The organism is Eubacterium sp. AF22-8LB (genome assembly GCF_003458715.1).
Classification (GTDB): Bacteria; Bacillota_I; Bacilli_A; order Erysipelotrichales; family Erysipelotrichaceae; genus Holdemanella.
Window position 1 is genome coordinate 69184 of record NZ_QRVI01000006.1, and the last position, 20297, is coordinate 89480.

General features: G+C 34.9%; 17 protein-coding genes. 13 read left to right on the forward strand and 4 right to left on the reverse strand.

The genetic code is table 11. From position 1 onward, the window contains the following. Positions 1-151 precede the first annotated feature (151 nt). Positions 152-1960: a Na/Pi cotransporter family protein gene (locus DWY01_RS03630; protein ID WP_117993260.1), complete on the forward strand. Its 1809-nt coding sequence runs from the start codon at positions 152-154 to the stop codon at positions 1958-1960. Positions 1961-1980: 20 nt separating this feature from the next. Here DWY01_RS03630 and DWY01_RS03635 read toward each other — a convergent pair whose 3' ends face one another. Beyond that, positions 1981-3006: a uridine kinase gene (locus DWY01_RS03635; RefSeq protein WP_117993263.1), complete on the reverse strand. Its 1026-nt coding sequence runs from the start codon at positions 3004-3006 to the stop codon at positions 1981-1983. 126 nt (positions 3007-3132) lie between these two features. Between DWY01_RS03635 and DWY01_RS03640 the strand changes: the two genes are divergently transcribed. Beyond that, entirely contained in the window at positions 3133-4233 is a 1101-nt protein-coding gene (locus DWY01_RS03640; RefSeq protein WP_117993266.1) for a methionine synthase, read from the forward strand. 44 nt (positions 4234-4277) lie between these two features. Here the strand turns inward: DWY01_RS03640 and tgt are convergent, their stop codons facing one another. Then, positions 4278-5489, reverse strand: coding sequence for a tRNA guanosine(34) transglycosylase Tgt (gene tgt / locus DWY01_RS03645; protein ID WP_117993268.1), 1212 nt, complete (start codon positions 5487-5489; stop codon positions 4278-4280). Positions 5490-5521: 32 nt separating this feature from the next. After that, the gene (locus DWY01_RS03650) at positions 5522-6661 is read right to left on the reverse strand and encodes an MFS transporter (protein WP_117993271.1); all 1140 of its coding nucleotides are present in this window, start codon (positions 6659-6661) and stop codon (positions 5522-5524) included. A gap of 98 nt (positions 6662-6759) precedes the next feature. On the opposite strand from DWY01_RS03650, the gene rdgB reads away from it, so the two are divergent. The 6 genes from rdgB to DWY01_RS03685 all read left to right on the forward strand — a co-directional run bounded on the left by rdgB (position 6760) and on the right by DWY01_RS03685 (position 12849). Then, positions 6760-7335 (forward strand): RdgB/HAM1 family non-canonical purine NTP pyrophosphatase, encoded by a 576-nt coding sequence (gene rdgB, locus DWY01_RS03655; RefSeq protein ID WP_117993273.1) that lies wholly within the window; start codon positions 6760-6762, stop codon positions 7333-7335. Positions 7336-7337: 2 nt separating this feature from the next. Then, positions 7338-7859 (forward strand): tRNA (cytidine(34)-2'-O)-methyltransferase, encoded by a 522-nt coding sequence (locus DWY01_RS03660; protein WP_117993275.1) that lies wholly within the window; start codon positions 7338-7340, stop codon positions 7857-7859. Between the two features lie 715 nt (positions 7860-8574). Beyond that, complete coding sequence (locus DWY01_RS03670; protein WP_117993280.1) at positions 8575-9852, forward strand: NlpC/P60 family protein; 1278 nt, start codon at positions 8575-8577, stop codon at positions 9850-9852. Between the two features lie 68 nt (positions 9853-9920). Then, positions 9921-11120, forward strand: a complete 1200-nt coding sequence (locus DWY01_RS03675) for a pitrilysin family protein (RefSeq protein WP_158553649.1) — start codon at positions 9921-9923, stop codon at positions 11118-11120. Next, positions 11110-12363: an EF-P 5-aminopentanol modification-associated protein YfmH gene (gene yfmH / locus DWY01_RS03680; protein WP_117993282.1), complete on the forward strand. Its 1254-nt coding sequence runs from the start codon at positions 11110-11112 to the stop codon at positions 12361-12363. Before DWY01_RS03675 ends, yfmH begins: the two co-directional genes overlap by 11 nt. Positions 12364-12540: 177 nt before the next feature. Continuing rightward, positions 12541-12849 carry a single-stranded DNA-binding protein gene (locus DWY01_RS03685; protein WP_117993285.1) on the forward strand — a complete coding sequence of 103 codons (309 nt, stop codon included), beginning with the start codon at positions 12541-12543 and terminating at the stop codon, positions 12847-12849. A gap of 85 nt (positions 12850-12934) precedes the next feature. Here DWY01_RS03685 and rpsD read toward each other — a convergent pair whose 3' ends face one another. Next, on the reverse strand, positions 12935-13543 hold the full coding sequence (rpsD, locus tag DWY01_RS03690) for a 30S ribosomal protein S4 (protein WP_117993287.1): 609 nt from the start codon (positions 13541-13543) through the stop codon (positions 12935-12937). Positions 13544-13807: 264 nt separating this feature from the next. Between rpsD and DWY01_RS03695 the strand changes: the two genes are divergently transcribed. From DWY01_RS03695 to rlmD, 5 genes are all read left to right on the forward strand, one after another. Continuing rightward, a complete protein-coding gene (locus tag DWY01_RS03695; RefSeq protein WP_199519857.1) occupies positions 13808-15583 on the forward strand; it encodes a septation ring formation regulator EzrA in 1776 nt (591 codons plus the stop codon). Next, positions 15583-16713: a cysteine desulfurase family protein gene (locus DWY01_RS03700; protein WP_117993292.1), complete on the forward strand. Its 1131-nt coding sequence runs from the start codon at positions 15583-15585 to the stop codon at positions 16711-16713. Before DWY01_RS03695 ends, DWY01_RS03700 begins: the two co-directional genes overlap by 1 nt. Then, on the forward strand, positions 16697-17887 hold the full coding sequence (gene thiI / locus DWY01_RS03705) for a tRNA uracil 4-sulfurtransferase ThiI (RefSeq protein ID WP_117993295.1): 1191 nt from the start codon (positions 16697-16699) through the stop codon (positions 17885-17887). Before DWY01_RS03700 ends, thiI begins: the two co-directional genes overlap by 17 nt. A 66-nt stretch (positions 17888-17953) precedes the next feature. Beyond that, the gene (locus DWY01_RS03710; protein ID WP_199519858.1) at positions 17954-18700 is read left to right on the forward strand and encodes a methyltransferase domain-containing protein; all 747 of its coding nucleotides are present in this window, start codon (positions 17954-17956) and stop codon (positions 18698-18700) included. Beyond that, complete coding sequence (rlmD, locus tag DWY01_RS03715) at positions 18697-20262, forward strand: 23S rRNA (uracil(1939)-C(5))-methyltransferase RlmD (RefSeq protein ID WP_199519859.1); 1566 nt, start codon at positions 18697-18699, stop codon at positions 20260-20262. Before DWY01_RS03710 ends, rlmD begins: the two co-directional genes overlap by 4 nt. Positions 20263-20297: the final 35 nt, after the last annotated feature.

The following is a 20297-nucleotide window of genomic DNA, read 5'->3' on the forward strand; positions in this document are numbered from 1 at the left end:
TGAAAATTATAAAAATATATACATTTAACTAAAAATTAACACAAATTTAATATTGTTTTGACATTGTTTTTATTGCATAATAAAGACGTCGCAATATGATGTGTGTATTGTGTTAAAAATTGAAAATATTCATTTTATAAAGGAGTTCAAGATGGAAATAGTTACAATGGTCTTATCATTACTAGGAGGCATTGCGTTATTTTTGTTCGGTATGTCTCTAATGGGGGATGGACTAAAAAGTGTAGCCGGAAATAAGTTAGAAGCATTCTTATACAAAATGACAAACACAAGCCTAAAAGGTGTTGCTCTTGGTGCAGGTGTTACTTCAGTTATACAATCTAGTAGTGCTACGACAGTAATGGTCATTGGTTTTGTTAACTCAGGTATGATGAAACTAAGACAAGCAATCGGTATTATTATGGGGGCCAATATTGGTACAAGTATTACCGGATGGATTTTGTGTTTATCGTATGTTGGTGGATCCAATGGAATCGCAAGCTTATTCTCAACTGCAACAATTACGACTTTATTTGCGTTTATCGGTATTTGTTTAAAAACATTTGGAAAACGTACAACGCATAAAAATGTTGGAAATATCATGCTTGGATTTGCGATTTTAATGACAGGTATGCAACAGATGAGTGGTGCCGTTTCACCTTTAAGAACAAACGAAACATTCATTAGTATGCTTACAATGTTCTCTAATCCAGTTATGGGTATTTTGGTTGGTATTTGTTTTACGGCGGTTTTACAAAGTGCAAGTGCTGCCATTGGTATTTTACAAGCATTATCTATGACTGGTTCATTGACATTTGCCGCAGCCTTCCCAATTAACTTAGGTATTGGTATCGGTGCTGCATGTCCCGTATTGATTTCGGCATTAAGTGCAAACAAGAATGGTAAACGTACGGCATTAGAGTATTTGATCAATGACTTATTTGGTATGATTATCTGGTCAATCTTATTCTATGGATCGAATGTATTTATGCATTATGATTTTGTAAATAAGGTGATGTCTCCAGTGAATATCGCATTAATGAATACAGTGATTCGTTGTGGAAATGTATTGGCATTATTCTGGTTCATTCCTCAAATTGAAAAATTGTTGATGCGTTTGATTAAGGACAGTCCAGAAGATTTGGCAGAACAAGCAGACTTTGACTTATTAGAAGAACGTTTGATTCCTTATCCTGCCTTAGCCATTGCACAATGTCATCGTGTTATGAATGGTATGGCTAAAAAGGTTCGTAATAACGTGAATCGTTCTATGAACTTGATCAATGAATTTAGACCTGAAAAATATGAAAAGGTTCACCGTAAAGAAATTTTGATTGATAAATATGAAGCGCGTTTAGGATCTTATTTGATGTTACTGACAAAGCAAGCATTAAATACAGAACAAACTCGTCAAGCCTCTTTATATCTTCACACAATTAGTGACTTTGAAAGAATTGGTGATCATGCGGCAGATATTGCGGAAATGTCAAAGAGTCTTAATGAAAACCGTATGGAAATGTCAGAAGCGGCTATGGATGAGTTAAATTTAGTTATGGAAGCCGTTCGTGAATCTATGAATATGACGTACCATGCCTATCTAGATGATGATTTGAATTTAGCAAGACGTGTTTCACCATTAGGTATTGTGATTCGTGGACTTTGTGATGAAATGAAATTACGTCACGTTGAACGTTTGTCACAAGGAAATTGCGGATTGGAAGAAGGAACTGTATTTAATGATTTATTAAATAGCTTAAACCGTATTGCCACACACTGTGCAAGTAGTATGGTAGCGTTGATTAAGATTCGTGAAAAAGACACTGATATTCATATCCATGATTCTAAGGTATATGCGATCGATGGAGATGATTATAAAGCAACGTTAGCTGAATACCATGAAAAATATGATCTTGGGCAAAGAGAAGGTCGTATTGTTAGTATGGAAGACGAACAAGTTGAATAAAACGATAAAGGCCTGAGAAATCAGGCCTTTGATGTATTAATTTGTATATTACATTTATCGCTGATGGAAAAAGTATTAAAATAAGCTTCTTCTAAAGGAATCCATTGATGAATAAAGTTATTGATCATATTTGGATTTCTTTTTTTTAGTCTTAAAATTTGTTCCTCTTTATCTAATGTCAGAAAAATAGAGAAATCATAATACTTTTGAAGGTCAGGATGCATGGAATAGGATCCTTCAATGATATTCATTGGTTTATATGGAATCAAAATAGAAGGCTGTATAGACATGGTGGAACAATCAAATTTACTGAATTTTACATCTTCATATCTAGATAAGGGAATTAATATTTCTTCTTTAAAGCGTTCATGATCCACATTTTCTCCAGGCCTTGCAAGTCTTTCCTTCGTCCTTTGATGTGGCTGCAAGAAAAAGTCATCCATAGAAAAGACGTTACAGTCATATATTTCAGATAGTAAATGGGCTAATGTTGTTTTTCCCGAAGCGCAACGACCGTCAATAGAAATAATGGAAGGGTGGTTGTTGTCTATATATTTGAAAAGTTCTAAAAAAGGAACAAACTTCTTATGAATCAAACGATACGATGGATGATACAACTGATTGAATGTATTTGAATGATGCATGGCTGGATATCCATCTTCTTTCCATTTTAAAAGAATGGCTTTTGATTCTTCTAATGAAAAGGGAAGCTCTTTATTTGAAATTAAGTCGATAAGAACATTGGTTTTATCTTCTAATTTATCTTTTGCGTTTAAGTTAGGCATAGCCGATCGAATAAATAAGGAAGCCAGTGTACTTGCACTTAAGCCATAGCTTAGAGGAAGTCGTATATAGTCTCCATCCAATTCTTCAATAGAACTTGAAGGGTTTATCGGTTCCTTTTCAATACGTTTCTTAACCGCATCATAATCTGAAATTAAGTGTTCACAGCCATAACTGCTTTGATAAATAAATTTTAGAATATCCTGTAGCTCAAGCTTAGGATATGTTTTATATTGATTGAATATATATTCTTTTGTGTTCATAGACTGATTTTAACATATTCTAGATTTATGTATATATAGATAAAAACTATAACAGGTGCATATTATTAAATATTATCAATAATCACTTGAAAATGATAAAATAAATTCATCGGAGGAAATTTACTTATGTTGAATATTAAATATGATATTGTAGGTTCTTTTTTAAGACCTGCTGAAATTAAAGAGGCTCGTGCCAAATTTAATAATAATGAGATTACATATGAACAATTACGTGATGTAGAGGATGAACAAATCGCAAAATTAGTTGCGAAGGAAGTACAGCACGGATTGAAGTTTGTGACAGATGGAGAATTCCGTCGTCGTTGGTGGCATTTGGATTGGTTAAAAGAATTTGATGGTTTTACCACAAAACATTTAGATAAATTTATCAATGGTAGAAACAATCATATTGAATTGGGTATGATTGAAGGAAAGATTTCTTATGATCCAAATAAAGCACATAAAGAAATGTATGCTTGGGATTTCTTGAAGAATGAAGCGAGTAAATATGGTGTTCAGGCAAAGAAATGTATTTCAGGACCAAATATGATTTTGATTGATCACTTTTTACAATTAGGAATCAAGGATACACCTTATTATGGTACAGATATTGAAGCTGTTATTGAAGATATTGGACAAGCATATCAAGCTGCCATTCGCAATTTCTATAACCATGGTTGTCGCTATATTCAAATTGATGATACATCGTGGACATATATGATTGATGATACTTTTGTTTCAAAAGTAGAAGGTTTAGGATACACAAAAGCACAAGTGTTGGATTGGTTTGTTCGTGTAAGCACAAAGGCATTAGAAAATCGTCCAGAAGATATGCAGATTGCGACACACTTCTGTAAAGGAAACTTTAAGGGAAATCCATTGTTCCATGGATTCTATGATACAATCGCAAAATCGGTTGCGAGCATTCCTTATGATGGCTATTTTGTAGAGTATGACGATGCACGTAGTGGAACTTTTGATCCTTGGGCTGTTTTAAAGGGGACAGACCGTACATTTGTGGCTGGCCTGATTTCAACTAAGCGTCCTGAATTAGAAGAACACGATGCGATTAAAGCGCGTTATGAGCAAGCGAAGGCTGTTGTAGGTGATAATATTGCTCTTTCTCCACAATGTGGATTTGCCTCTGTAGAAGAGGGCAACTGCATTGATGAGGAAACACAATGGAAAAAGATTGATTTATTGGTATCTTGCCAAGACTTTATTTAAGAGAAATCGTTTGATTTCTCTTTTTTTCATAAAAAAAGGAACAATTACTTGTTCCCATAATATGATTTTAAGAAAGATTCTTTAAATTCTTTGAATGTACCATCTAAAATGGCCTGTCTAGCCTGTTCTGTTAAACGAATGATAAAGCGAAGATTATGCATCGAAGCCAATTCAAAATATTTTGCGGATTCATTGCGATCCTGTGATTTCCAAAGTCGTCTTAACTCACCTAAAGTAATCTTGCTTTGGCATGTTGGACAATCACATCCTTTATCAATCAATAAATCACTGTCTCTATATTTTGATAAGTTGATAGGACCATGCATTGTATACAGTCTTCCATGTCTTGCTTCTCTTGTAGGAGCTACACAATCAAATGTATCAGCACCGTTTTCTGTACCAATCAAAATGTCATCAGGATGCGATAGACCTAATAAGTGTCTTGGTTTATTTTCAGGTAATTCTTCGTTACACCAAGTTAAGATATCGCCTAGTGTTTCTTTTAGAAAAGCTCCACCTAAGCCGTAACCATCAAAATCCATTTGAGCATACTTTTTACAAGTTGATCTTCTAAGATCTTCCCAACGACCACCTTGGATAACACCATATAAAGATTGGTGGTAACCTAAATCGTCACAATGCTTTTTATGTTCATCTAGACTTCTTTTTGCCCAACGCTCTGTTCTTGCCAAAGATTCAACGTTATATTCATAGGTATCGGCTAGAGAAGTTAATTCATCGTATGCCATATGGATATCGGCTCCAATGCGACATTGAATCTGCATGCTTTCTTCGGGACCGATAAAGTCTTCCTGACCTGTAAATGGATCGTGGAAATGAACGCCATCTTCTGTTACGTGAGCTAAACGCTTTTCTTCTTCTGTGTTTTTCATATTGTCTTCACGTTTCATGCTGACAACTTTACCGCAGCCAGAACCTAAAGACATAACCTGGAATCCACCTGAATCCGTTAAGGTTGGTCCGTTCCATTTTGACCATGCAGATAGGCCGCCATTTTCAGCAATTTCTGGTGAGATGTTTCGTAAATGATATCCATTACTTAACATGGCTTGTGCATTAATGCTCTTTAATTCTTCCATAGAAACAAAGCGAACTTCACCATGCGTTCCTACACACATGAATGCAGGTGTTTTAATATCTCCATGAGGTGTATGTATAATTCCGGCTCTGCCTAAATGGCCAGGAATTCTTTTTTCTATTTCAAAATAAAATTTATTGTCATTTTTATATTCCATAAATTCCTCCAACTTCTTTATTTTAACATAGATTAGCGTCGTCTTATATAGAATATTACACTGAGTATACCGATGATGCCGGCAATATAGCCAATGGACTGAATGTTAAGTATATTGATGGTTTGTCCACCAATAAAAGATCCTAGTCCGATACCTAGATTGAAAATACCAGAGAAAATCGACATGGCGATTGAACTTGTTTGTTCGTTTGTCACAAGGATTGTTTCGGATTGGCAGGCCACATTAAATGCAGTTGAGCTCATGCCCCATACAACACAAATCAGCAGTAGCGTAATAATAGATGCTGTGCTTGGTTTTAGTACAAATAGAACGATTGTAAGGCAGAATAGGGAAATTAAGATAAATCTTTTTCTGTTTAGATTGTAGAATTTAGAGAATAAATAGCTTCCGCCAATGCCAGCCACTCCAAATAAAGAAAGAACAAGTGTGATAGAATTGTTGGATAGTTTTGCGACTTGTGCAAGAAAAGGTTCAATATAGCTATAGGCTGTATAATAGGCACTCGCAAATAATAAGGATATCCCATAGATTGTGATGAGTTGTTTATTTTTAAGTAAGTCAGGTAATTCATTTAATGTAAAGGCTTGTGTAGTTTGAAGTTTTGGAAGATAAATGGTTTGGAAAATCAAAAGTAGAACACTTATGATTCCTACCATTAAAAATGTAATTCGCCAACCAATTAAAAGTCCGATCATTCTTCCTAGTGGTAAGCCGACAATCATTGCGACACTTGTTCCTGTGACAATCATGCTCATCGCAAATTCACGCTTATCTTCATGAACAAGTCTAACAGCTACGACGCTTGCGATTGACCAAAAGATGGCGTGGGCACAAGCAACTACAAGTCTTCCTATTATTAATAAAGGAAAGCTAAAGGCGATAGCACTAATGCCTTGTCCTAGGGCAAAAAGGAAAAGTGTTGTGAGTAGTATCTTCTTATAGCTATATTTAGAAGCTAAAATCATAAGTGGTAAAGAAAGCAGCATAACAGCCCAGGAATAAATGGTGATCATAGTACCGGCAGTTGTTTGTGTGATATGGAAAGTCTGGGCAATGTCAGTCAATAGGCCGATGGGCATAAATTCAGAAGTATTAAAGATAAAAGCGGCTATTGTCATTCCTATAAGTGGAAGCCATTGTTTCTTATTCATAATAAAATCATCCTTTCAAAAAAAACGTATATTATTTTAGCACATGTCTTATTGAAAACCATATTTTTTCTTTCTATAATATATATCGGTGATAAATGATGAAAAAAATAATTTGGATTGCGACAAGTAATGCGCATAAGGTAGAAGAATTTCAAGCAATGTTGAAGGATTGTGAAATTAAATGTTTAAAGGACTTAGATCATAAAATCAATATTATTGAAGATGGTACAACATTTGAAGAAAATGCGTTGATCAAAGCTCGTACTTTATTTAATGAACTACATGAACCAGTTATTAGCGATGATTCTGGTTTGGAAGTGGATGCGATGGATAAAAAGCCAGGTGTCTATTCGGCTCGTTTTCTTGGTGAAGATACAAGCTATGATATTAAGAATCAATATATTATAGATCAGGTAGAAGGAAAAACACGTACGGCTCGTTATGTGTGTGTCATCGCATATATTGATGAGAATGGAGAAGAACATGTATATCGTGGAGAATGTGAAGGCTTGATTCACGATAAGCTAGAGGGAGAGAATGGATTTGGGTATGATCCAATCTTCTATTATCCGCCATTCAACACAACACTTGCCAATGTGAGTGAAGAAAAGAAAAATAGTGTATCGCATCGTGGTGTAGCGTTAGAAAAATTTTTAAAGGATTGGAGTAAATAATTATGTTGCACGTTGTATTGTATGAGCCTGAGATTCCACAGAATACAGGTAATATTATTCGAACTTGTATGGCTACAGGTTCCCGTTTACATTTAATTGAACCATTGGGCTTTTCATTGGATGAAAAACACTTACGTCGTTCAGGAATGGATTATATTAAGGATGCAGATATTCATATCCATAAAGATTGGGATGCGTTTGTGGCTGAAAATCCAAGCGAGCATTACTATTTTATGACTCGTTATGGTAAAAAGGCTCCGAGTGAATTTGATTTCACAAAAGAAGAAGGAGATATCTATCTAGTATTAGGAAAAGAGAGTACAGGTGTAGATAAAAAGATTCTTCAAGAACATTTAGATACTTGTATGCGTCTTCCTATGGTTGCGAACGCAAGAAGTTTAAATCTATCCAATTGTGCTGCCATTATTGTATATGAAGTGTTACGTCAGCTTGAGTATCCAGGCTTGAGTACGCATGAAGAATTAAAGGGAGAGGATTGGCTTGAAAATCTTAAGGTCGATTGATAAATATTTAGATTCGTTTGAAAAGCGGATCTTTCTTTTTATTTTGTTTATAACTTTTTATTGGTTATGGCAGAATATTTGGCAGCTACTTTTATTTTTTAAATTGATTTTTATAACAGATTACGAGAGTTTATTTAATTTGCAGGCAAAATTAAGTGCATATGAATCCAGTGTGTTTATTCGCATTATATATTGTGTGATTTCTAACCCGTCATTGACGATGCAAATGATTCTAAATTGTATAACTACGATAGACATTTTGGGATTCTTTGGGTTGATGTGTTTCATTAAAAGATATAAGAAAATTGTTTTTTTGATGCTATTTAAATATGTATGGTGTTTGTTTTGGCTTATAAAAGGGCTAAATTCAATGAGTGTGTATTTGGTAATTAATTGCTTAAAATGGCTTTCTTTAGGCGCTTTTTTAAGCGTGGGGATGATGTTATTTTTTTGGTTGTATCAAATGATTGGAGATATTCTTGAATTTGGTAAAAGTGTTCATGAATCGTAGACAACAATGTACATTTTAAGAATTGTGTGTATTTTTTTATAAAATCACATAATATACCACAATTCAAATTGATATCCTTTAAATAAAGGAGATTAAGAATTTTTTAAGAATTGAATTACTAAAAAGTGCAAATGTTTTTTTGGCGAAAATTTGCATCAAAAATGAATCCATGTTAAATTTCAGATGTTGTAACGAAGAGGTGATATGATGAATTTTATAGAAAAGCACAGTAAAATTTTAGCCGTCAGCCTATGTTTATTAACTTCAGGACCAATTGTTTCGACAATGTATGCGAAAGAAGTTCAACCTGGATGGCATGGTGAAGGCGCAGATCGTTATTATGTTTTAAAATCAAATCGTCAAGCAGCTACTGGTTTAACAAAAATCGATGATCAACTTTATTATTTCAATAATAAAGGGGAAATGCAGTTTGGATGGCAGACTGTTTCAAATGAAACTTACTATTTCTTAAAAGACGGAACTGCAGCAACAGGTTCTGTAACAATTCAGGGAAGTGAGTATAATTTCCAAAAGGAAGGTGTCCTTCTTCATGGTTGGAGTGATGATGGTAAATCATTCTACGATGAAAATGGAAACAAAACTTCAACAAACTGGGTTGAAGAAGATGGTGTTAAATATTATTTTGATGCCGATGGAAATTGTGTAACAGGATGGCAGGAAATCGATGGCCAGAAGTATTTCTTCGGTGAAGATGGAAAGATGGCTACAGGTCAATTTGAAGTAGACGGAAAAACATATTTCACTCAAGAAGACGGTATCTTCCGTACAGGATGGCAAGAGATCAACGGTCAAAAATTGTATTATGCAGATAATGGTGAAGTTACTAAAAATCAAATTGTTGAAATTGAAGGTACTAAATATGCTTTCGATGAAAACGGTGACTTAATTAAAAATGCAGAAAAAGATGGATACAAAACAGATGAAAATGGTGTTGCGACAGAAGTAACTCCTTCTCAAGAGGAAACTAAAGCAACAGAACAAGCTCCAGCTCAAAACACAACAACAACTACTCAGGCTCCAGCACAAAATACAACAACAAGTGCTCCAGCTCAAAGTACAACAACTACTACACAGGCTCCAGCTCAGAGTGCCCCAGCACAAAGTGCTCCAGTACAAAATACTCCAGCACAGAATGCGCCTGTAGCTACTCCAAGCGTTAGCAATTCTGCGATTGCTTCTGCTGCATTAGCACAAGTTGGTGTTACACAGGATTGTACAATGTTAGTAACAAATTCTTTAAGAGCTGTTGGAATTAACTTCCACGGTTGGCCAGAAGATTATTTGAGTTTAGGTACTATTACATCAAGTCCAGTTGCAGGTGACATTATTGTTTATTCAGGACATGTCGCAATTTATATTGGAAACGGACAAGCAGTTCATGGCGGATGGAACGGATGCCAAACAGTTGTAAGTTCAGTTTCTTGTGCAAACGCATTGATCGCATATGTACATGTAGGCTAGAATTCAATTCTAGCCTTTTTTTTTATTTTGATGTAAAATCATTAATATATTTTCAGGAGGTTTTTTCTATGAACTATATACAAACGCAAAAATTCAGTGATGTCTATGTTTCTTGTAAAACAATGTTGCCTTTTAAACGAAACACGATAAGTGCTTTAAATGTGCTTGTGTATATGATGAAGGCAAAAACTGAAAAGATGGATTCTAAACAAAAATTAGCTTCTACGCTCAATTTGGCTTATGGTACAAAGGTTTCATATGGCTTAACTTCTTATGGGGATCTTGTGACTTTAGATGTACGCTTTCAATTTGTCAGACCCGATTGGATTGAGGATACTAGCTATGTAAATAAAATTAAAGAAATTATGAATCAGGTTTTATTTCATTCGGTTTTGGATGAGGAAAATTTTAAAGAATCTGTTTACCTTTTAAAAAATAGATTGTTGGCACAAATGGATGATCCAGCCAATATGTCGTGTATGTATGCATTTCAAATGGCACATGATTTACATTCGATTTCCATTCCTGTGCAGGGTGATTTAAAGGATTTAGAGACACTGACATTAAAAGATGTCAAATCTGTGTATGAACTTTATATGGATATGGCTAAGCATTTCTATATTTGTGGGAATATCACCCAAGATTTATATGAATATATTGATTCATTCGATTCACATTGTGCGTGTATTTCAGAAAGAACCTTATTGCCTCGCGTAGAAACAAGTTACAAGACATTTGAAAAGGATATTTCGCAAACATGTATTTCACAGGTATATTCAACAGGTGTGGATATTTCAAGCGATGATTATGAGGCTCAATGCCTTTTGAGCAGTATTCTAGGACAAAGTCAAAAGAATCTTTTGTTTGATGAGATTCGTGAGAAAAATAGTTTATGTTATTCGATTAGCTCTTCTTTGATTCGTTTTGATGGAGCTTTGCTTATTCATACAGGTGTTAATCGTAAGGATGTAAATAAGGTGTTGAATTTGATTGAAACACAAATGGATCGCCTATTAAATATGGATTATGATGATCATTATTTAGAAATTGCGAAGATGGATTTTAAGAATCGTATTATCAGTGGTTTGGATCATCCTCTATCATTGATTGCACAAGCCTTTTTAGATGATTTGTTGCATCGTGATATAACACCAGAACAAAGAATTGAACGTATTATGCAGGTGACAAAGGAAGATATTTCGCGTGTTGCCTTACAAATGAATTTGGCGTCAGTGGCCATCGTTGCGGAGAAAGAAAATGAATTATAATTTGAATATCAAAAAGGAAACCTTATCGAATGGACTACAGGTGATATTAGTCCATAAACCAGATTATCATAAATCCCTATTTCTTTTGGGTGCTAAGGTAGGGGGTTTTGACATTGAACAAAATGTAGATGGATCTCTTGTCCATTATAAAAGCGGTCTTGCCCATTATTTAGAACATCAAATGTTTTATTTAGATGGAGAAGATGTGAGTGATTTATTTGCAAATTTACAATGTGTGACAAACGCATATACATCATATACAGAAACGGCGTTCTATTTTTCAACAACGGCAGATATAAAGAAGCCTCTGAAGCTGTTATTTGATTTTGTTGAGAATTTGGATGTGACAAATGAGACAATTGAAAAGGAAAAAGGAATCATATTAAGTGAATATGATATGTATCAACAGTCGCCTGAACAGCGCTTGTTTAAAGAAACATTAGTTTCGCTTTATAAATATCATCCAATGAAGATTGATGTACTTGGATCAAAAGAAGATATTCAAGCTATGAATATAGAGGATTTAAGGCAATTTTATGAGCTAAACTATGATCCTAGTAAACTATGTTTAGTGGGGGTTACAGGTAAAGATCTAGATGAAATCACAGATTGGATTTATGAATGTCAAAAAGATGTTGAAAGTAAGTTAAATAAAAAAATTGAACGTGTTATTCCTGAAGAACCGGAAGAAGTAAATCGTGAAATTTTTGAGGATACAATGGATATTCACCAGCCTTTTGTATGTGTCGCTTATAAGATGAAGCCTTGTGCAGATAAAATGGAAGCCTTTGAAAAGGATTTTGCGGTGAATACATGGCTAGATTCAGTGTTAGGGCCTTTGAATCCTAACTTTCAAGAATGGCTTGATCAAAGAATATTTACGCAGTTTGTAGGGGCAGAGGCTGATTTTACAACGGATCATAGCTATATTCTTTTTTATGCACAAACAACAAATCCCAATGCGTTTATTGAACTTGTGAAAGACTTGGTTAAACATACGTCGCTTTCTAGTGAGGACTATCAGTCTTTACATGCACAAGCTGTTGCGAATAATCTAAGGGGGTTGGATCATTTTGATGGTTTGGCCAATGACTTATTAAGAAGTCACTTTGAGGGGCAGGACTATGTGGAAAGCTTGAATTGCATTCAAAATATGCGATTGGAGCAGGTAAAAGAATATATTTGTGATTTAGACTTCTCGCATATGTGTGTGACAAAAATTCTTCCAAATGAGTCTATCTGATCTAATTTAGCTTTTTTTGGTTAAATTAGATGCTAAAAATACATGATTTATATGAAAAAGAACGACCTATAGAGCAGATAGGTCGTTTGTTTTATAGTATGGATATTTTGTACAATACAAAGGAAAGAAGGATGGTGATGAAAATGGTGGTCAGATTTGAAGGAGGATAACTAAATTATGAATACGTTTAGCATAGTGGGAAAGATTACGGATATGCCAATTTTAAAGGAAACGACAAATGGATTGAAGACTTGTGAGCTTCCATTGCGTGTGCAGCGTAATTTTCCAAACTCAGAAGGTATTTATGAAAATGATGATATGGTCATTGAGGTATGGAGAGGGCTTGCGGAAACGGTGAGTGCTTCTTGTAAGATAGGTGATTATGTAGGCATCAATGGGCGTATGTATTCACGTAAATACCAGAAAGATGACAGGGTCTACTTGAATTATGGTTTTGTTGCTGAAAAAGTAGATTTCTTGCGTTAGCAAATAGATAGAAATACATGAATTAAAAAAACATCCACAAAAAAAAGAAGCGAAATCTCGCTTCTTTCTTGTTTTATGTCAACTATTAACGGTTGTAGAATTCTACTACTAACAATTCGTTGATTTCTTGAGCTTGGAATAATTCTTTACGTTCTGGGTAACGAACATAAGTTCCTTTTTTAGCATCTTTGTTAACTTCTACGAAATCAACTGTAGCTGTTGCAGCTTCTAAAGCTTCATTAATAACGCTTAAGTTTTTAGCGCGTTCACGAATTTCAATAACTTGACCTGGTTTTACTTGGTAACTAGGGATATCTACCTTTTTACCATCTACTAATACGTGTCCGTGGTTTACTAACTGACGGCTAGCACGACGAGTACGTGCAAATCCCATACGATATACGATGTTATCTAAACGAGATTCCAACATTACTAAGAAGTTTTCACCAGCAGCACCAGCTTTTTTACTTGCTTTTAAGTAAGTGTTGTAGAATTGTTTTTCACTTAATTGGTAAGTGTGACGAATTCTTTGTTTTTCTTGTAATTGTAAACCGTAGTTTGTTAATTTTGGACGACGAGCACTTCCGTGTTGTCCAGGGATTGTGTTACGACGAGTTAATTCTTCACCAGTTTCTAACACTGAGAATCCAAGACGGCGTGACTTCTTCCAAACGCTTCCTGTGTTTCTTGACATAATTTTTCCTCCTATTGTTTTATATCATTCACAAAACAATAACAGTACAAATCTTTAAAGGCTGTGTTAACAATGATATTTTCCGCTATCAGCTATTAGCTTACTCATATCGCGTATAGGCTGTAACGCATATCCTTTAACTTTGTATGCTGCTATCAATTTATGCCTATGTATCATATCAAAGAACATGAATAAAATCAAGAAAATGGTGCAATGATTTTGAAGTTTTGCTATAATAAGAATGGTTTGCAAGGAGGTACCACTATGGATAGTGTTTTGAATTTCTTTCGATCAGTATACGCCTTTATTCGAAATCAACTTTCTGTGACTGTAATCATCTATCTTTGTATAGCGATTTTGGTCTTGATTTTGATTTGGATCATTATGCGTATGATCAAACGTAAAAAGGCGGCAAAGCGTCTTTCAGATCTTGAAATTGAAATGAATGAAATTCGTAACAATTCCTTGGCCTACAAATTCAACAAAGCATCTGCATTCGCAAGAGTTAACGATGATATCATGGACAAAGTGAAAAGCTTGAATCCAAAATATGAAAGTTGTCAACAAAACTTAAGTGCCTGCGATGATTTGTTCAATGAAGCAGATGATTATGTTTCTAGACATCGTCTTCGTAAATCAATGAGAGCGATGGATGACTTAGAAACAATGATGGATGAAACAAAGGAAAGAATCCGTATTGTTACACAGTCTTTAGATCACATTCTAGCTCGTGAAACAGAAGTTCGTGAATCAGCAAATGCTTTGAAGGAACGTTTCCGCAATGTGAAGACTGTTTATCAGGACAATCGTTCTTCATTCTATGGATCTGTTGATTATGTAGATTCATGCTTAGAGGAAATTGAAAATGAATTCTCTAATTTTGAAGAATGGATGTTTGCTTCTGAATTTAACAAGGCAAAGGAAGAACAAGAAAAAATCTCAAAAATGGTGGATGAGATCAGCTCTAAAATTGCAGCCTTCCCTGGACTATATGAAAAGGCCAAAAATGTATTGCCTCGTGCAATGAATGAGGTTCGTTTGCATGTTAAGGAATTACAAGAAAAGGATATTGACTTATCTTATTTACAACCAGAAGAAAAATTAGCAACCATTCAAAGTGCACTGTCTAGTTCAATTGATCAATTGGATTCCGGTGAATTTGAATTGGCGCAAGAAAATTTGGAAGTCATTGGCGATCATATTCTTGCATTGCAGGATGATGTGACAAATGAAAAACAAGCATATGAAGAAATTCATGTAAGTCTTCAATCGAATTTAGATATCGTTAATGTCATTGGCCAGGAACTTGAAGAAATCATGGCGCTTTATGCCAATATCAAAGACCGTTTTGGTTTAGAAGATTGGACACACCGCTTCTCTTTGGCAAAGATTCAAATGGAAGACTTAGAAAATCGTCGTGATGAAATTCAAAAGGAATTGAAACAAAATCAACGTCCTAGTGTAGATGTAGTTCATGGTTATCGTAAATTTTCAGAAGATGTTAATGAATTCCACGATCAAGTCAAGGATATGAAAGAGATGTTAGTGGGTGCAAGCAGTGATGAATCACGTGCTAAAAAACAATTGACAAAATTACAGTTGATTTTAAATGAAGTACGTCTAAATACAGTTACACGTCATTTGCCTAGTATCTCATCTCAATTTTCTGCAGATTTAAAAGAAGGCGAACGCTTGATTCAACGTGTTCGTGTAGTGTTGGATCACTCACCATTAGATGTACAAACATTAAATGCAGATTTGCAGGATGCCATCGACTTTGTATATAAGTTATACAATAACGCAAACAATCTAGTCGGTGTTGCCGTTATGGTAGAAAATGCGATTGTGTTTGGGAACCGTTTCCGTAGTACGCATGCACAAATGGATTCGGATTTAACTCGTGCAGAGCTATGTTTCCAAAATGGAGAATATACTCGTGCACTTAAGATTGCGATTCAGGCAATCGAAAACATGCACCCAGGAATTTATGAGAAGCTAGTAGCTCAAAAAGATCCTGCTGTCATGAATCAGGTGCAGTAATGATTTATTTTGATAATGCTTCGACAACCTCTGTACGTACAGAGGTTCGTCGTGTTTATGGGCAAATGTTAGAAACTTGTTATGGCAACCCAGATAGTTTGCATGCGGCTGGGCGTCAGGCAAGTTCGCTCATGGAAAAAAGTCGATCAAACATTGCTTCTATGCTTCATGTGGATCCAAGTGAAATTATCTTTACTTCGGCTGCAAGTGAATCCAATACGCTAGCTATTGTTGGATATGCTTTGGCAAATGAACATAGGGGTCATCATGTTCTAACAAGTAATGTCGAACATTCGAGTGTTCGTCATGCGATGGAGTTTTTAAAACGTTTTGGCTTTGAAGTTGAATTTCTTCCTATCAATGAAGAAGGAATCATCACACCTGAATGTTTAAAGGCTCATATGCGTAAAGATACGATTTTAGTTTCTGTTATGCATGTAAATAATGAAATGGGAGCAATTAATCCTATTTTAGATTTAGAGAAGATTGTTCATCAAAATCCTACGTGCGTATTTCATGTGGATTGTGTTCAGAGCTTTTCAAAAATTGATATTCCATTTGAAAAATTAGATATGGCTACGATCTCAGCACATAAGATTCATGGCTTAAAGGGAAGTGCCATTTTAATGAAGAAAAAGAAGATTCAGCTTGTTCCAATCATTCAAGGTGGACAGCAGGAACAAGGACTTCGTGGAGGAACTGAAAATGCACCGGCCAATATTGTTTTGGCAAAAACGATTCGTTTAGCTTTAGAAGAACAGTCTAAGTCGTATGCGCATGTTTTGAAAATCAATCAATATTTGCGTGAGGAATTAGCAAAAATCAATGGTGCACATGTACATTCGCCAAAAGATGCGATTCCTTATATTCTTAATATTTCATTTGATCAAATCACAAGTGAAGTATTATTGAATGCATTGGATCAAAAGGGGATTTGTGTATCCGCAAAAAGTACTTGTTCTTCTCAGAACACAAATGCTTCTGAAGTATTGTTGGCTATGCATAAATCAGAATTTGATGCGACACATGGAATTCGTTTATCTTTTTCTTATGAGAATACTTTAGAAGAGGCAAAATATTTTATACAAACATGTAAGGAGATTATAGAGAATTATGGCTTATCGTTATAATCATATCTTGATTCGTTATGGCGAATTGAGTTTAAAAGGAAAAAACCGTAACAACTTTATTAAGGCACTTTATGACAACGTTCGTAAGGCTTTAAAAGCATTCCCAACATTAGAATTTGAAAAACAACATGATCGTATGTATATTTACCTTCATGATGAGGATTCAAAACAAGTGAGTGATATCTTAGCTAAGGTATTCGGAATTTCATCTTTTTCATTGGCTATCAAAGTAGAGCCGGATTTAGATCAAATTATTGATGCTTGTTATGAATCTTTAGATCTAACAACACCAAAAACATTTAAGGTGGCTGCACGTCGTAGTGATAAGCTATTCCCTTATATTTCAGATGAAATCAATCGTAAGGTTGCGACTAAGATTTTAAAGAATAGTGACTGGAAGGTTGATGTGCATAATCCAGATGTGAAGATTGTGATTGAAGTACATCAGGATGCAGCTTATATTATGACGGATCGTGTACAAGGTGCTGGTGGATATCCAGTTGGTGTTGGTGGAAAAGCTATGGTCTTATTAAGTGGAGGAATCGATTCACCGGTTGCCTGCTACTTGATGATGAAGCGTGGTGTACACATTGAATGTATTCACTATGCATCACCTCCATATACTTCACAAAATGCACAGGAAAAAGTGATGGAACTGGCAAGACTTGTATCTGGCTATCAGGGTGATGTTTTAGTCCATGTTGTTCCATTTACAGATCTTCAATTGGCTATTTATCAAAATGCAGATGAAAGCTATGCGATTACTTTGATGCGTCGTATGATGATGCGTATTGCGACAGGATTAGCTAAGAAAAGACATGCGCAGGCTATCGCAACAGGAGAATCCATTGGACAGGTTGCTAGTCAAACATTAGAGAGTATGCTTGCAATCAACGATGTCACAAATATGCCAATTATTCGTCCAGTTGTTTGTATGGATAAAGTTGAGATTATTGATCTTTCTAAAAAGATTGGAACCTATGAAACAAGTATTCTTCCTTATGAAGATTGTTGTACGATCTTTACACCGAAGAATCCAGTCACAAAGCCTCGTGTTGATAAGTGTGAAAAATATGAGGCAAAATGGGATTTTGACAAGATGGTACAAGAATGTATAGATAATACAGAGGATATTTGGGTACATCCAGTTAAAGCTGAAGAAGATTTATTCTAAGAGAAGTGAAAATTAAACACTTCTCTTTTTCTTTTATGTTATAATCTTTTTATGTTGATATGTCCGGTGTGTAAAGAAAAACTAATAAAAGAGAATAAAACATTTCGATGCGAAAATAATCATTCTTTTGATTGTGCCAAACAAGGCTATGTGAACTTATCTCGCAAACAAACAAAGAATCATGGAGACAATGCTTTAATGGTCAAAGCGCGTACGGATTTTTTAGAGAAAGATTATTATGATTTTATGCGGCAATATGTAAAGGAAAAGGCCAAAGGATCTATTTATTTGGATGCTGGCTGTGGTCAAGGGTACTATACAAAAGAGATTGGTACAAACTTTGATCAAAGCTATGGAATTGATTTAAGTAAAGAAGCCATTCTTCATGCTTCTAAACAAGATAAACATACGCAATATATTGTGGGTAGTTTATTTGATATGCCATTTTCGAATGCGAGTATAGATTGTGTCACTAGTATATTTGTGCCTTTAGGCCAAGATGAAATCTATAGGGTTTTAAAAGAAAATGGATATTGGATCGTAGTGGGTCCAGGTCCTAAGCATTGTTTTGAATTAAAAGAAGTATTGTATGACACACCATACGATAATGAAATGCCTGAAATACAGAAACAATATGAATTGGTAAGCCAAAAAATTATTCAGGAAAAAAAGATGGTAGATGACGTATGGTCTTTACTAGAAATGACGCCATATCGATATAAGACGAGTCAAGCAGGACTTGAACGTGTAAAACAATTAGAAAGGTTAGAGGTTACGTTTGAATTTGTCGTAACTGTGTACAAAAAAATATGAAAACAACAATAAAAAAATGGGGAATCAATGGAGAGGGAATCGCATTCCATGAAGGTAAGCCTGTATTTATTCAAAATGCTATTCCGGATGAAGTCATTGAATTCGATATTAAAAGTGATGAAAATACATATCTTGTTGGAGAAATGACTCGTTTAGTTGAACCTAGTTCAAAAAGACGTTATCCATTATGTCCAATTTGGAAAGAATGCGGTGGATGTGCCTTGATGCACGTGAAATATCCGGCTCAATGTAAGATGAAAGAGGGAAACCTAAAAGAGACTTTAATAAAATACGCAGATTATAATGGACGAATCTTACCAATCTTAAAGAATCCCGAACCTTTGTCATATCGTAATAGCTGTAAGCTTCCTTTTGGAGAAGAATATGGTGAGTTATATACAGGAATGTATGAGCGTGACACAAATCATTTCCAAAAGATGGAAAGATGTTATGTACACTCAAAACTTTTAGAACAAACTCGTCAAGCTGTTTTAAAAATTATGAATGAACATCATTTAAAGATGTATGATGACAAGAAGAAAACGGGATATCGTACTTTAGTTATGAAGGAATTTGATTCTAAGATTCAAATTATTTTTGTGACAGGTAAAGAAGATCTTACTGAAGAATTTATTCATGATGTAACTCAATTAGAGGGTGTTATTTCTATTTGGCAAAGTGTAAAAACAGAAACAAAGCGTGAGATTTTTGGTGATATGCGCTTTATTTGGGGAGAAGAAAAGATGCATCTTCAATTAGAAGATATTCAATTGTCTTTACTTCCACGCTCATTTTTCCAGTTAAACACAAAACAATCGGTTAATCTTTATAATGTAGTTAAGGATTGGATGCCAAAATCAAAGACAACAGTTGAAGCATATAGTGGTATTGGTGCCATCAGTTTATTTGTGAAAGATAAGGCACAAGAAATTATTGGTGTTGAATCCATTCAGGATGCGGTAGATAATGCTAATGAAAATGCGATGTTGAATCATGCAGACAATGTATCTTTCATTTGTGAAGATGCGGGTAGTGCATTAGCACATTTGGTACAAGAAAAAGAAGTGGATACATTGATTGTGGATCCTCCTCGTTCTGGTTTGGATGATACAATGAAGGAAACAATTCTAAAATCAAAGATCAAAACAATGATTTATGTTTCTTGCAATCCAGCTACTTTGGCAAAAGACTTGGGTGTATTAAAAAAGGAATATCGTATTGTCAAGATTCAGCCTGTGGATATGTTTAGTCAAACACCTCATGTAGAAAGTGTTACATTATTAGTGCGTAATGATGACTATAGACCAAGACGTCGTTTTGATGATCGAAAAGATCGTGACTACAAACCAAGAAGACGTTTTGAGGATGATAAACCAAGAAGACGTTTTGATAATCGAAAAGATGGTGACTTCAAACCTAGACGAAGATTTGACGATGATAAGCCAAGACGTCGTTTTGATGAGCGAAAAGATGGTGAATACAAACCTAGACGCAGATTTGACGATGATCGTAAACCAAAGCGTTTTTCAGATGATAAACCAAATCGCAGATACGGAAAATAGACATACAAGGATTTCAGATATGAACTGAAGTCCTT

What these genes read in the sequence shown, in the direction of transcription:
- tgt (WP_117993268.1), bottom strand. Translation starts at nt 5,489, where the DNA reads ATGGAATATAAAAATGACAATAAATTTTATTTTGAAATAGAAAAAAGA.
- rdgB (WP_117993273.1), top strand. Translation starts at nt 6,760, where the DNA reads ATGAAAAAAATAATTTGGATTGCGACAAGTAATGCGCATAAGGTAGAA.
- DWY01_RS03630 (WP_117993260.1), top strand. Translation starts at nt 152, where the DNA reads ATGGAAATAGTTACAATGGTCTTATCATTACTAGGAGGCATTGCGTTA.
- thiI (WP_117993295.1), top strand. Translation starts at nt 16,697, where the DNA reads ATGGCTTATCGTTATAATCATATCTTGATTCGTTATGGCGAATTGAGT.
- yfmH (WP_117993282.1), top strand. Translation starts at nt 11,110, where the DNA reads ATGAATTATAATTTGAATATCAAAAAGGAAACCTTATCGAATGGACTA.
- DWY01_RS03660 (WP_117993275.1), top strand. Translation starts at nt 7,338, where the DNA reads ATGTTGCACGTTGTATTGTATGAGCCTGAGATTCCACAGAATACAGGT.
- DWY01_RS03650 (WP_117993271.1), bottom strand. Translation starts at nt 6,661, where the DNA reads ATGAATAAGAAACAATGGCTTCCACTTATAGGAATGACAATAGCCGCT.
- rpsD (WP_117993287.1), bottom strand. Translation starts at nt 13,543, where the DNA reads ATGTCAAGAAACACAGGAAGCGTTTGGAAGAAGTCACGCCGTCTTGGA.
- DWY01_RS03635 (WP_117993263.1), bottom strand. Translation starts at nt 3,006, where the DNA reads ATGAACACAAAAGAATATATATTCAATCAATATAAAACATATCCTAAG.
- DWY01_RS03685 (WP_117993285.1), top strand. Translation starts at nt 12,541, where the DNA reads ATGAATACGTTTAGCATAGTGGGAAAGATTACGGATATGCCAATTTTA.
- DWY01_RS03675 (WP_158553649.1), top strand. Translation starts at nt 9,921, where the DNA reads ATGAACTATATACAAACGCAAAAATTCAGTGATGTCTATGTTTCTTGT.
- DWY01_RS03640 (WP_117993266.1), top strand. Translation starts at nt 3,133, where the DNA reads ATGTTGAATATTAAATATGATATTGTAGGTTCTTTTTTAAGACCTGCT.
- DWY01_RS03670 (WP_117993280.1), top strand. Translation starts at nt 8,575, where the DNA reads ATGATGAATTTTATAGAAAAGCACAGTAAAATTTTAGCCGTCAGCCTA.
- DWY01_RS03695 (WP_199519857.1), top strand. Translation starts at nt 13,808, where the DNA reads ATGGATAGTGTTTTGAATTTCTTTCGATCAGTATACGCCTTTATTCGA.
- DWY01_RS03700 (WP_117993292.1), top strand. Translation starts at nt 15,583, where the DNA reads ATGATTTATTTTGATAATGCTTCGACAACCTCTGTACGTACAGAGGTT.
- rlmD (WP_199519859.1), top strand. Translation starts at nt 18,697, where the DNA reads ATGAAAACAACAATAAAAAAATGGGGAATCAATGGAGAGGGAATCGCA.